The organism is Pseudomonas frederiksbergensis (assembly GCF_003732665.1).
Taxonomy (GTDB): domain Bacteria; phylum Pseudomonadota; class Gammaproteobacteria; order Pseudomonadales; family Pseudomonadaceae; genus Aquipseudomonas; species Aquipseudomonas frederiksbergensis_G.
Map to the genome: position 1 here is coordinate 114161 of NZ_MOBP01000022.1, position 13499 is coordinate 127659.

Here is a 13499-nt window from a genome sequence, read left to right on the forward strand (position 1 = left end):
CGGCCCAACAGGAATTTCCATGATGGATACTCGTGATTGCGCGTGCGGGCAAACAGCGGTTCGCGACGAGGCGGCACGGTGGTTTGTGCGTTTGCAGGAGCCGGCGGTGGATGTCGTGGAGCATCGACGTTTCGAAGTCTGGCTGAATGAACATCCGCAGCATCGCGATGAATTTCAACTGCTCCAGGGCTTGTGGTCGGCGGCGGATCTGTTGCCGGCTAAACGCCTGCAAGCCTTGTGCGAAGCGCCGCCGCAACGGCGCAAACGTCGTCCGCTGGTGCGCTACGCGGTGGCCGCCAGTGTGTTGGCGGTGGCGCTCGGTTTTGGGCTGTTCAGCGGTTTGAATCACCCGGCGACCTACACCGCCGAATTCTCCACAGGGTTGGGCGAGCGCCAGCATGTGGCGTTGCCGGATGGTTCGATCATCGACCTCAACAGCCGTAGCCGGGTCCAGGTGCGTTTTGAAAAGAACCTGCGCGGCATCGAGTTGACCGAAGGCGAGGCGATGTTCAGCGTCGAGCACGACAGCCGCCGCCCGTTCGTGGTCGACACCGGTAACGGCAAGGTCACGGTCACCGGCACCCGCTTCGATGTGCGCCGGGACCTGACGCAAACCAAGGTCGCGGTGGAGCAGGGCACGGTCAAGGTTCAGGGGCAGGGCGCCGATTTCATCAGCCTGACTGCCGGCCTGGGCACGCACATTGATGCCCAAGGCAAAGTGGCCTCGGCCTACGCGGTCAACCCACAGGAATTGACGGCCTGGCGTGGCGGCAAACTGGTGTTCAACAACGCCAGCCTGGCCGAAGTTGCCGCCGAAGTGTCGCGCTATCGGGAGAAACCGCTGACCGTCGGCAACGACAAAGTGGCCAATCTGCGCCTGACCAGCGTGTTCAAATCCGACAATACCGATGCCTTGCTCAAGGCCTTGCCGAGCATCCTGCCGGTGGCTGTGCGCACGCTTTCCGACGGTAGCCAGGAAATAATTGCGCGATAGATTCAGGTTTTTTTCGAGTTCTTCGTCTTCTTGTCCAACTGCAACTGGTTTGCATTAACAGCCGCGTATTCTTGCGATCCACAGGACAACGTTCGACGTGAAAAAAACCACCGCTAAAAACAACAAATCACCTTGGCTGCCGCTCGCTTTGGCGTTGGCCGTCAGCGCCGCGCTGCCCCAGGCGTTCGCCGCCGATGCCATCCATATTCAGGCGCAGCCATTGGGCCAGGCCTTGAGTCAGCTCGGTCAGCAAACGTCGCTACAGGTTTTTTTCAGCCCGGAACTGGTCGCCGGCAAACAGGCCCCGGCGGTGGACGGCAATCTTTCGCCGGAACAGGCCCTGCGCCAATTGCTGCAAGGCAGTGGCCTGGAATACCAGATCGATGAAGGCTCGGTGACCCTGACACCGGCACCCACTTCCGCCGCCACCAACGGCCCGTTGGAACTGGGCGTCACCGACATCAAAGTGGTCGGCAACTGGCTCGGCGACGCCGATGCTGCTGTGGTGCAAAACCATCCCGGCGCCCGCACCGTGATCCGCCGCGAAGCGATGATCGAACAGGGTGCGATGAATGTCGGCGACGTGCTGCGCCGCGTGCCAGGCGTGCAAGTGCAGGACGCCAACGGCACCGGCGGTAGCGATATCGCCCTGAACGTCGGCGTACGTGGCCTGACCTCGCGCCTGTCGCCACGCTCCACGGTGTTGATTGACGGCGTACCCGCTGCATTCGCCCCGTATGGCCAGCCGCAACTGTCGATGGCACCGATTTCCTCGGGCAACCTCGACAGCATCGACGTGGTGCGCGGCGCCGGTTCCGTGCGTTATGGGCCGCAGAACGTCGGCGGGGTGATCAACTTCGTCACACGCGCCATCCCGGAAAAAGCCACTGGTGAAATCGGCACCACCCTGGAAACCTCCCAGCACGGCGGCTGGAAACACATCGACACCGCATTTGTCGGCGGCACCGCAGATAACGGCATGGGCGTGGCGCTGTTGTACACCGGGGTCAACGGCAACGGTTACCGCGAAAGCAACAACGGCAACGACATCGACGACGTGATCCTCAAGACCCACTGGGCACCCACCGACGTTGACGATTTCAGCCTGAACTTCCATTACTACGACGCCAGCGCCGACATGCCCGGCGGCCTGACCCAGAAGCAGTACGACGCCAGCCCGTTCCAGTCCGACCGCGACTACGACAACTTCACCGGGCGCCGCAAAGATGTCTCGTTCAAGTGGGCGCGGCAGATCGACGACCGCACTCAGGCCGAGGTGCTGACTTACTACACCGACAGCTTCCGTGGCAGCACCATCGCCGCCCGGGATCAGAAAACCCTCAGCTCTTATCCGCGTTCCTACTACACCTTGGGTGTCGAGCCGCGGGTATCCCATGTGTTCGATGTCGGCCCAACCACCCAGGAAGTCAGCGTCGGTTATCGCTACTTGAAAGAAGCGATGCACGAGCAGTCGAGCCGTGTGGCGCTGGTGAACAATCAACCGGTGATCACACCGACGTCTGACGGCCATGTGTTCCAGGATCGCACTGGCGGCACCGAGGCCAATTCGGTGTACCTCGATAACAAAATCGACGTCGGCAACTGGACCATTACGCCGGGTATCCGCTTCGAGCACATCAGCACCGACTGGCACGACCGCGCCGTCCTCGATACCGCTGGCAAGCGCGTCCCGGAGAAAAACCGCAGCATCGAAAGCAACGAGCCACTGCCGGCCTTGAGCGTGATGTATCACTTGTCCGATGCCTGGAAGCTGTTTGCCAACTACGAGACCTCGTTCGGCAGCCTGCAATATTTCCAGCTCGGCCAGGGCGGTTCGGGTGACAGCACCGCCAACGGCTTGAATCCGGAGAAGGCCAAGACCTACGAGATCGGCACGCGCTACAACGATGACGTGTGGGGCGGGGAAGTGACGCTGTTCTACATCGACTTCGATGACGAACTGCAATACATCAGCAACGATGTCGGCTGGACCAACCTCGGCGCTACCAAGCACCAGGGCCTGGAAGCGTCGGTGCATTACGACATGTCCGCGCTCGACCCACGGCTCGACGGCCTGACCGCCAACGCCGGTTTCACCTACACCCGCGCCACTTATGAAGGCGAGATCCCGGGCTTCAAGGGCCGTGACCTGCCGTTCTATTCGCGTCAGGTGGCGACGGTCGGTTTGCGTTATGACATCGATCGCTGGACCTACAACATCGATGGTTTCGCCCAGTCCAAGCAGCACTCGCCGGGCACTGGGGTGAACGCCGATGGCAGCTTCACCGGTAACTACATCACCGACGGCAGCGCCGATGGGCAGTATGGCAACATGCCGGGCTACGTGACCTGGAACGTGCGCGGCGGCTATGACTTCGGTTCACAACTGTCGAACCTGAAACTCGGCGCCGGGGTGAAAAACGTGTTCGACCACCAGTACTTCACCCGCTCCAGCGACAACAACTCGGGCATTTACGTGGGTGCACCGCGCACGTTCTTTGTGCAGGCCAGCGTCGGGTTCTGATAGATCGGTGTGGCTTCATTCGCGAGCAGGCTCGCTCCCACATAGGATCTGCATCGAACACAAATCCTGTGTTCACCAAAGATCCCCTGTGGGAGCGGGCTTGCTCGCGAAGACTGAATACCCGCCGCTGAAGATTTCGCCTGAGATACCGCCTTCGCGAGCAAGCCCGCTCCCACATGTTTGATCTGTGTCGAACACAAATCTGTGTTCACCAAAGATCCCCCTGTGGGAGCGGGCTTGCTCGCGAAGACTGACTAACCGCCGCTGAAGATGTCGCCTGAGACACCGCTTTCGCGAGCAAGCCCGCTCCCACATTTTTGATCTGTGTCGAACACAAATCTGTGCTCACCAGAGATCCCCTGTGGGAGCGGGCTTGCTCGCGAAGACTGACTACCTGTTGATTAAGATGTCGCCTGAGACACCGCTTTCGCGAGCAAGCCCGCTCCCACATTTTTGATCTGTGTCGAACACAAATCTGTGTTCACCAAAGATCCCCTGTGGGAGCGGGCTTGCTCGCGAAGCTGTTCAGACCTTCAACACTTTCCCGCCAATGGCCACCGCCACCAGCAACACTGCCATCAACCCAAAGGCAAAGCTCAAACTGCTGCCATGGGCGATAAACCCGATCAGCGCAGGCCCGGCGAGGATGCCTGCGTAGCCGAGGGTGGTGATGGCCGGTACGGCGATGTTTTCCGGCATGACGGTCTGTTTGCCTACCGCCGTATACAGCACCGGCACAATATTCGAACATCCCGCCCCGACCAGTGCATAACCCACCAGCGCCGCTTCCCAGGTCGGTGCGAACGTCGCCAATGCCAGGCCCACCGCAGCGGTCAGCCCGCCAAATACCATCACCTTCGTCGCGCCCAGGCGCCGCACGATTACGTCCCCGGTCAAGCGTCCGGCGGTCATGGTCAGTGCAAATGCCGCGTAACCCAGCCCGGCATAGGCCGTGTCGATACCGCGCTCGGACGCCAGGAATACTGCGCTCCAGTCGAGCACCGCGCCTTCGGTGAGGAACACGATGAAACACATCACGCCGATAAACAGCACGATGCCATGGGGCACGGCGAACGCCGGGCCGGAGCTTTCACTGCCGTAAGGCAACAGGTACGGCACGGCTTTCAACAACGCCGCGATCAGTACCACGACCACGACCAGCGTCGCCCCAAGCGGCGAAACACCCAGGCCCAGCAAACCGCTGACTCCCGCCGCGCCGACGATCCCGCCCAGGCTGAACAAGCCATGGAACCCCGACATCATGGTCTTGCCACTGGCCCGCTCGACGATCACCGCTTGCAGGTTGACCGTCGAATCCACCGTGCCCAGCCCCGCGCCAAACATGAACAGCGTCGCGATCAACGCCGGAATCGACGACACCGTGGCCAACAGCGGCAGCGCCGCGCAGATCAGCAACACCCCGGCGCTGACCACCCGGCGACAGCCGAAACGCGTGGCAAGGATCCCCGCAATCGGCATCGCCAGAATCGATCCCACCCCCAGGCACAACAGCAGCAAACCGAGCGTCCCTTCATCCAGCCCGGCCCGCGCCTTGGCATATGGCACCAACGGCGCCCATGCGGCGATGCCCAGGCCGGCGATGAAAAAGGCGATGCGGGTGGACATCTGTTCCAGGCGTCCGGGAACAAAAGCGGCTTGCGTGTTGAGGTTGGTCATATCGATCCTTGGCAAAAAACGTCGCGTACCCAAGGGACAGTGACTTACCGGTCAGGTTCGATCAGCGTCCGCAGCGGTTCGCGGTCAGGCAGGGTGACATCCTTGCACAGCCCGGCCCTCAATCGCGAGCGCGGGTGTCACGGGGCCTCACATAATCGGCGCAGTTGCTCATCACGTAGTTGCAGGATTTCGAACAAACCCAATGCCCGTAGCGCTGGCAATGCCTCGATGATGTCCTGCTCGGCTTGTCGACGTTGTTCGTCGCTAGAGAGCGGATCAACCAGTACCCGCGCATTGATCAGAAAAGCCCCGACCGTGCCCTTGCGCACGGTGGTGCCGTTGAATTCGCCTTGGTTCAGATCGTCGGGAAGCAGGTCTTCGGCGCGCATATCGGTGACTCCTGTTGAATGAGTGCTCAGCCTAAAGCGCCGTTCATGGCTAAACTGCCTTATTAGGGTCATTCAATAACGTGAAGCTGCCAATGAATAAACTCCTGATATCCACCGAACTGGCGCAATCGTCCACGGCGGCGCAGGTGATTGCCGTCACCCTGGACAGCCCCGTCGAACGCCAAAGCGCGTTGCACCAGCATGCCCGCGGCCAATTGCTGGGGGCACGGCGCGGGTTGTTGTCGGTGGATGCGGCGGACCATCATTGGGTAGTGCCGGCCACCCACGCGGTGTGGATTCCGCCAGACTGTCTGCACGGCTTGCGCTCCCATGGTCCGTTCCATGGCTGGAGCGTCTACGTGGCGGCGCCTGCCTGCGTCGAGTTACCGCAACAGCCGTGCATCATCGCCACCTCGGGTTTACTGCGCGAAGCCGTGGACCGCGCCGCGACCTGGGACGAGGGCGCCCGGGATCAGCGCCAGGAACGGATCGGCCAGCTCATCCTCGATGAAATCGCCGGCTCCCCCGCCGAACCGTTCGGTTTGCCACTGCCTCAGGACCCGAGACTGCGCCGCATCACCCAGGCACTGGGCGATGACCTGACGGACAACCGCTCACTGGAGCAGTGGGCGCAGTGGGGCGGGTTGTCGGCGCGAACCCTGGCCCGACGCTTCGTCAGCGAAACCGGCTTCACCTTCAGCCAATGGCGCCAGCGCGCGCGGTTGTTGCGGGCGCTGGAGTTGCTGGCGGCAAGGACGGCGGTGACGACCATTGCGCTGGAGTTGGGCTATGAAAACGTCAGCGCGTTTATCGCGATGTTCCGGCGCACATTTGGGGTGACGCCGGGGCGGTATTTTGGTGAGTCTTGACGCGGTTTATTCGGCTTTATCTTTCGGCCAGCAAATCGCAATGACACCGCCGGCCAGGCTTAAGAAAAACAGCACTTTGGCCGCCATGAATGCGACATCCACATCACCAGAGACTTTTCCGGCACCGGACGCTGCACCGGCGACGCCGCCTAGCCCGATCAAAGCGCTGAATAGGGAAATGGCCAGCAGGATGGCGGCGAGAATGGCGAGGGTTTTACGCATGGTGTAGCTCCTTTGTTGATGGGTCTTCCGTGGGGATTGGGGTTATAGCTCGGGGCGACGGTCCGGGTGTTCGGCGTCGAAGCCTTGTTTGGGGTGGGGAGGGAGAGGGTGGTCTACCATCAGGTTGGGGAATCGCAAATTACGGTCGGCTCGAAGTTTTTTCCATAGATCGGAATAAAGTTCATGGAGTTTTATATTTGGCTGATACCCAAAATCATCCACAGGTTTCGGTTGAGCCGAAAATACTCCGCTGAGATAACTGAATCCCGTGGTGCTTCCCATTGACGCTGCGCGTTGATAATAAAATAAAGCCCTAGGTTTGTTCTCCTTCGAAATATCATAGAAGGCGGCTGTTTCTATGATTGCTTCTGGGGAGTCCTGAGCGCCAGCACATCGAAAATAGCGTTCTGCCATTTCTTCGTCTTGTTTGTCTTTAGGTAGTTGGAATGCAAAGTAATTTCCGATACGCACCTGAGCCAACGGATTTCCCAATTGTGCCGCTTGGAACATGTAGGAACTGGCCATCCGGTCCGATTTCAATATCCCACGCCCGTGTTCGGCCACTACAGCCCAATCGTAATAACCCAACGGGACTTTGAGTTTTACCATCCGCTCGTAGAGATCAAGCATTTTGCTAGTGTCTTGTTCAACACCAGGCTGCCCTGGCCAGCCGGTTCGATAGAGTCCTGCCAGGTTATGCATTGCCTTCCAATGGTCTTTCGCAATAGCTTTTTCGTAAAGCCCGACAATGGTTTGCCAGTCTTTGACTCCTCTAACTTTCTCTAACGCGCGAGCTTGTTGAAACCAACGTTCAGCTTCAGCATCCAGCACAGGGTTGTGGTCTTTTTCATAGGCGCAGGTAAATGTTGGATAGGCCATGGCCGGAGCTCCGCTCAACAACATGGAAATTACAAGAGCACAGAGAGAAATAGCATTAGTCAATGGCTTTGGCATAAGGCGTCTCCACATCCCAGAAACGGGTTAGATGGGCGACTAATGGCTTGTTTTGCGCCTTCATCTTCCAGTTTTTATCCATTACTTTATTCCACGCATCAAAGTTGGAAGCTGCATCACAGCGTCCTTTATCATCGTTAAACGATTCATTTACATGCAACCCCCACAACTCCTCCCGCCACTGCTTCGCCAACTCCGGATCCGGCATCGCAACCCCCAACTCCGAGTCAGTATGCATACTGCGGGTATTGATATTCGCTGAGCTCAGCAAGCTGAAAACATCATCCACCACCAGCAATTTCGAGTGCACGTAGATATCCCGGAAATAGGCTTGGTCGCCTTTGCCCAACGTGCCGCCAGGCTCTGGCGTGCAAGCGGTGAGGGTGGCGATGGCGACTTTGATGCCCGGCAAATCCTTGAGGGTATAGGGTTTCGCGTCTTCGTCGTCATCCGATTTCGGTTTGCCGAGTTCCGGGACGTCTTTTTGTTTGAGGCCGCCCATGCGTTCTTCCACTTCCGGGGTGACGCCCTTTTTTTCCAGTCCAGTGATCTCGCGCTTCAATACTGCGGCGCGATTGAGTTGAGCACGTTGTACGTAAGGATCGTTGTGTGGATTGGCTTCGAGATAGGCCAATTCGCTACGTTTACGCAGCATGTCTTCTGCCAGGCTGCGCTGGGCCTGGGGCATCAGTTGTTCCTGCCCCAGTTCTTGCAGGCTTGAATAAGTGGTACTGGAAAAATCCTTGGAGTTCGGGTTGTTGGTGACCACGAATACATACAAGTCTTTGTCTCGACCTTTGGCAATGTAGGCCGTTGCCAGTTCACGAAGTTGCCGGGAAAACGGCGCATAGCGGAAGTACTGGTTTTCAAAGTAGACGTAATCGCGCACGTTACCGAGGGCCTTGTGGTAAAGCTCCAGAATCGACGTTTCCGCCCCTTCTTGCGGTTGCGTGCGGCATATTTGAGCCGTGGTCGTGCCGGCGGCTTTGAAGTTGTCCGGCTTGATGGCTTGGCGCTGTGCCTGCATGCCGTCTTCAAACCATTTTTTGACCCAGAAGGTTTCTCGGTCCCAGGCGCTGGTGAAGTTGTGATTCAGATCATGCAGGGCCGGGCCTTGTACCTTGGTGGACAGGTCCTGCCACGGGCCGAAGCCCGGACTGCGCTTTGCGGCTTTGTCGTTGTACAGGTGCGCACTGGTGTCCCAGTAGTTGCGATGCATGTTGTGACCCATGACAAATCCCACCGCGTTCGCGGCATCTTCATAGTCCACCAGGACCATCTTCTGGTGGTGGCTGGCAAACAGGGTCAACCCCAGCATGTGGGCAAAATGGGTGTCCGGCGCCTCGTCTTTCATCAAGCGATACAAGGTCGCCAAGCGTCCTTTTTCCTTGGCCATTTGTGGACCGCGAATGATGGCATTCAGCGGTATTTCGGTAGAGAAGTCTCGGGTGCGAAACTCGACGTTTTGCATTCGCCCATCGTGGATGCGATTGAACCATTCCCGGGTGTATTCTTCGTCGTCTGGCGAGTACCCCGGGGCGCCAGAACCCCTTAATTTGTTGTAAGCGCCCTGGCCGTTCAGTTTGTTTTCCGTGTCGAGCAGAATGGCCTGCAGCTCCTTTTCACGCTGCTCGTAGCGATAACCACTGGTGCCATAGGCAGGGATTTCACCGGCACGAAGTTTGGTCAATTCGTGTTGGTGAATCGTGCGGCGATACTCCAGTTGCTGGCGATCTTCGAGCGTGCGGTTGGAGCCGGCACTGCCCTTGGTCATGCCCGAGCCCATGGCCGTCCCGCCTGAGCCTGCCAGGCCATCGCCGATGATGGTGTTTTCAACAAAGTTGGCCAGCGGGTTCTTCCAGATCAGCACGCGGGTTTTTACGCCGTGGCGCCCTCGAACATCCAGCAGTTCGCCGATGCGATCGCCGCCCGGCTTGAAACGCATCGCCGGGTCGAATCCCCAGCTGATGATCTCGACGCTTTTCTGCGCCGACTGGATCGCATCGTAAACCGCACCAAACGCCTTATCGCCATTGATCAATGGGGTGACCTTGATCCCGGCTCGCGGAGGGTACATCGCTTTGGCCGCGAACCAGTCCATGGTCAGGGCCGTGGACTTGTGCTCTTTGGGCGTTAGCTGAATCACTTCTTTGCTGTAATCAGTTGTCATTCGATGGCTTCCTGCACTCAAAGGCTTTTCGGCTTGTTGGCGGTGTTCAGGGCGGCGGCACGGTAGTCGTCCGTTGAGGCCAAGGGTTCAAGCTGATCTGCTTTTGCGTGGTAGTCGCGATAGCCCTGGCGCGCCAATTGCTGATGTTGTGACGCTGATTCGCTGCTTTCTTCCTTGGGTTCGATCTCGAAGCGATGACCGTTCACCAGTTCCACCGCGTAGGCCTGGGTGCCGGGCACGTGGTCAAACTTGATCACGCCGTCTTCGCCGGTCAGGCCTTCCTGAACCACAGCGCCATCGGCGAACAGCGTATAGGGCTCATCTTCGTAGCCAGGATGACCGGGCACTGCACTAATGGTTGCGCTGAGTTTATGAATGACTTCCGGTGCCGGTTGTGACTCGCCACGTTCCGGCACTTCTCCCGCCTTGTCAGAGGCGGCGGGCAGGGGGATCAGCGGCAAGAACGCGGCATTTCCGGTGCCGACACCTGATGCACCTCCGGCATTCAGTTTGATCACCGGCCCGACCACGGTGATGCCGCCCGCATCCAGCTTGATGAAACTCCCGCCGGCCTTCACCGTGAGCTCCATACCCGCTTCGATGACCATCTTCTGCCCGGCCTTGAGATGGATTTCATTCCCGGCCCTCATCAATTGAGCGGTCCCCAGTTTGATGTGCTGGTTTTGGCCAATGACCAAGTGATCGTCGGCTTTGACTTCAACTTTTCGATCCGCAATCGTCGTGCGATGTTCTTCAGCCTTCAGTTCGGTGTAAGTGTTCTTCTCCACCGTATCGTGGCGTTCATTGCCGACGCGAATCTTCTGGTCGTGCTCAATGTTTTCATCCCAATCCCGCTGGGCGTGGATGAATATCTGTTCCGCGCCTTTCTTGTCTTCAATCCGCAGTTCATTGAACCCGCCGCCCCCCGGTGAGCTGAGGGTTTTGAACACGGTGCGGGTTTTGTTGGCCGGCAGTTCGTAGGGAACCTGGTTTTCCTTGTGGTACAGGCAACCGGTTACCAGCGGCTGATCGGGGTCGCCTTCGAGGAAGGTGACGAGGACTTCCATGCCGATGCGTGGGATGGCGATGGCGCCGTAGCGGTCTCCGGCCCAGCTGCTGGAGACGCGCATCCAGCAGCTGGTTTTGTCGTCGGCCAGGCCTTCGCGGTCCCAGTGGAATTGGACTTTGATGCGGCCGTATTGGTCGCAGTGGATTTCTTCGCCTTTGGGGCCGGTGACCATGGCGGTCTGGCTGCCGAGGACGCGGGGTTTTGGGTGTTCCAGGGCCGGGCGGTAGAACACGGCCCATGGCGTGGCCAGGAAGCGGTTGCGGTAGCCCTGGTGGAAGTCGTCTTTTTTGTCGGTGGTGTCGCTGGGCACCGATTCTTCCAGCACTTGCGGCTGTTTGACTTCGTGGAAGATTTCGGTCAGCAGCCAGAGGTCGTTCCATTCGGTGCGTGGGTGGTCGGACATTTCGAGGAAATGGCCACTCACCAAACGCGTCTGGTCGCCCCAGCCTTCGGCTTGCTGGTAGTCGGCGCGGTGGCGTTCCAGAGCGCGTTGGCTGAGGAATTTGCCACGGGCGCGGTCGATGAAACGGCCGGGGTAGTCGTAGTCTTCCAGATCCGGCTCGGTGCTTTCACCGTCGGGTTTGTAGGCGGATTCCAGTTGAAGGCGGGGCTTTTCGAAGTCGTAGTCGCGACGGGTGACGCGGCCGGTGCGGGTTTCCAGGCGCAGTTTGAAGCCCTTGATCACTGGTTCGTCCGCGACCATGCCGCTGCCCTGCACATATGCGGTCGGTTGGCCGAGTTTCGGGAATACCGTTTGGTCGTCGCCGAACACCAGCAGGTGAGCCTTTTCGCTGTGCTGGAAGTGGTAGTGAATGCCTTCTTCTTCGCACAGGCGCTGGACGAAGTGCAGGTCGGTTTCGTCGTATTGCACGCAGTAGTCGCGGTCCGGGCAGGTTTCGCTGAGCTGGAAGCTGTAGGCGTTGCCCTTGATGCCGTGCTCGTCGAGGATCAGCGCGATGATTTTCGGCGCCGACATCTGTTGGTAAATGCGCTGGTTGGTGCGGTGGTGCAGGTATTGCAGTTGCGGCACCAGGGAGATTTTGTAGCGGGTCAGGCGTTTGCCGGCATCGCCCTGGGCCACGCGGTAGATCTGGCCGTGGATGCCGGAGCCTTGCGGGTCTAACGCCAGGAACGCCTGTTTGTGCAGGAGTTTTTCCAGGTCCAGATCCGGGTTTTCGCTGACCAGTTCAATGTCGAAGCGATACGGCTGGCTGATGCCTTCGGTGCCGGTGAACGACAGCACTTGCAGGTCATGCTCAAGACCTTCAATGGTCAGGCTGAAATGGGTCTCGTTGGCTGGGCTGAACATCTCTGGCTCCTTGAGGTGTCGCGGGTGCTCCATGAAATTGCTGATCCGCGCACTGCTCCGAGTGCGAAATCCAGAATTGCGCTGGATGATAAAGGCTTAAAGTTGCGCAAGAAGTTGCGCACATTGGCTTAAGGCCACGGCCTGACTGGGCAGATCAGTTGTGATGCAAGATGTTTCTTGGCGAAGTGCTATCGATTTTTGCCTTGAAAACGTCGCGACGCTTAAAGTGACCGTCATTTTCCAGCGGATTGAAGGACAGGCTCATGGCGCAGTTCTACGACGCACGGGGCAATATCTACGGTGTGATCACGCCCGAGGCGGTGCGTAACGCTGGCATTCGCATGCCGGCGACGGCCCAGGCGTCGGCATTGGTGCGGGATCTCTGGAGTCGCGCGGCGGTGGATGCGTTTTGCGAGTGGCCTCAGGGCAAGCGTGCAGCCGGTGCCAAGGAGCATCGCTGCGATGGCCTGCTGATCGGCCCGTTTCAAGCGGCGCCTCCATTTGATCTGTTGATCGTCAACACCGACGGCACCCTGGCCGAGCGCAGTGGCAACGGGCTGACGATTTTTTCCCAATCCCTTAGCGAGCAAGGGCTGATGCCGGTTGATGACGGTTGTTTACTCAGGGTTCATCACGACAAATCCGATGCTTTATCGCCCGTGGAAACATCGGTGAAACCGGCCAAGGCCGATGGCGTGCCAGGCTTTTGGCTGGACTTGGGCAAGCCGTCATTCGGACCGCAAGCGGTCGGCGCACAAGGCACTGAAAGAGTGATGTTGAACGGCCGTAACGTCAGCCATGTGCCACCGTTGTCGGCGCTCAATCCCGCCTGGGCGCGCAGCCAGTTTGTACGAATCGGTAATCCCCATTGCGTGACCTTGGTCGCTGAAGCCGAAGCACTACCGAGCAACGCGCAAATGCGTGAACCGGCATTGGCCGAAGGGCTGACGCGCATCGCCTACGCCACACCGACTGGCGCCGGACAGCCTTTTGCGGCGGGGGTGAACCTGCAATGGGCGAGGCTTGAGTCTGAAGGCCGAATCGTGGCTCGGGTGTTTGAGCGAGGGGAAGGGCCAACCGCCTCGTCGGGCACCAGCGCCAGCGCGGTGGCTTGCGCGGCATGGCGGGTGGGTTGGGTGAAGGCTGGTGAAGTGAGCGTGATCATGCCCGGCGGGACGGCGCCGATTCTGCTGGAAGAGCAGGGTGGGGAGTTGAGTCGGGTGAGGTTGTTCGGCATGGCGCGGTTGATGGGGTGAATTCAAGATCGTCTTCGCGAGCAAGCCCGCTCCCACAGGTACAACGTGATCCCTGTAGGAGCGAGG

At 59.2% G+C, this 13499-nt stretch carries 10 protein-coding genes; 4 read left to right on the forward strand and 6 right to left on the reverse strand.

Annotated features, from left to right (window positions below; all coding sequences use genetic code 11):
* Positions 1 to 19: 19 nt before the first annotated feature.
* Both BK665_RS28780 and BK665_RS28785 read left to right on the forward strand, forming a co-directional pair.
* Positions 20 to 994 carry a FecR family protein gene (locus BK665_RS28780; protein WP_123409912.1) on the forward strand — a complete coding sequence of 325 codons (975 nt, stop codon included), beginning with the start codon at positions 20 to 22 and terminating at the stop codon, positions 992 to 994.
* 97 nt (positions 995 to 1091) lie between these two features.
* On the forward strand, positions 1092 to 3518 hold the full coding sequence (locus BK665_RS28785) for a TonB-dependent siderophore receptor (RefSeq protein ID WP_123409913.1): 2427 nt from the start codon (positions 1092 to 1094) through the stop codon (positions 3516 to 3518).
* 525 nt (positions 3519 to 4043) lie between these two features.
* Here the strand turns inward: BK665_RS28785 and BK665_RS28795 are convergent.
* On the reverse strand, positions 4044 to 5195 hold the full coding sequence (locus BK665_RS28795) for an MFS transporter (RefSeq protein ID WP_123409914.1): 1152 nt from the start codon (positions 5193 to 5195) through the stop codon (positions 4044 to 4046).
* Between the two features lie 137 nt (positions 5196 to 5332).
* Positions 5333 to 5584, reverse strand: a complete 252-nt coding sequence (locus BK665_RS28800; protein WP_123409915.1) for a hypothetical protein — start codon at positions 5582 to 5584, stop codon at positions 5333 to 5335.
* A gap of 92 nt (positions 5585 to 5676) precedes the next feature.
* Between BK665_RS28800 and BK665_RS28805 the strand changes: the two genes are divergently transcribed.
* On the forward strand, positions 5677 to 6453 hold the full coding sequence (locus BK665_RS28805) for an AraC family transcriptional regulator (RefSeq protein WP_123409916.1): 777 nt from the start codon (positions 5677 to 5679) through the stop codon (positions 6451 to 6453).
* 6 nt (positions 6454 to 6459) lie between these two features.
* Here BK665_RS28805 and BK665_RS28810 read toward each other — a convergent pair whose 3' ends face one another.
* From BK665_RS28810 to BK665_RS28825, 4 genes are read right to left on the reverse strand one after another with little or no spacing between them, the layout of a single operon-like run.
* On the reverse strand, positions 6460 to 6675 hold the full coding sequence (locus BK665_RS28810) for a hypothetical protein (RefSeq protein ID WP_123409917.1): 216 nt from the start codon (positions 6673 to 6675) through the stop codon (positions 6460 to 6462).
* Positions 6676 to 6717: 42 nt separating this feature from the next.
* Positions 6718 to 7554 (reverse strand): tetratricopeptide repeat protein, encoded by an 837-nt coding sequence (locus tag BK665_RS28815; RefSeq protein WP_259699672.1) that lies wholly within the window; start codon positions 7552 to 7554, stop codon positions 6718 to 6720.
* A gap of 55 nt (positions 7555 to 7609) precedes the next feature.
* Complete coding sequence (locus BK665_RS28820) at positions 7610 to 9799, reverse strand: phospholipase D-like domain-containing protein (protein ID WP_123409919.1); 2190 nt, start codon at positions 9797 to 9799, stop codon at positions 7610 to 7612.
* Between the two features lie 17 nt (positions 9800 to 9816).
* Positions 9817 to 12177 (reverse strand): type VI secretion system Vgr family protein, encoded by a 2361-nt coding sequence (locus BK665_RS28825; protein ID WP_123409920.1) that lies wholly within the window; start codon positions 12175 to 12177, stop codon positions 9817 to 9819.
* Positions 12178 to 12440: 263 nt separating this feature from the next.
* Here BK665_RS28825 and BK665_RS28830 point away from each other — a divergent pair, with 263 nt between their 5' ends.
* Positions 12441 to 13433 carry a diaminopimelate epimerase gene (locus BK665_RS28830; protein WP_123409921.1) on the forward strand — a complete coding sequence of 331 codons (993 nt, stop codon included), beginning with the start codon at positions 12441 to 12443 and terminating at the stop codon, positions 13431 to 13433.
* The last annotated feature ends 66 nt before the right edge of the window (positions 13434 to 13499 follow it).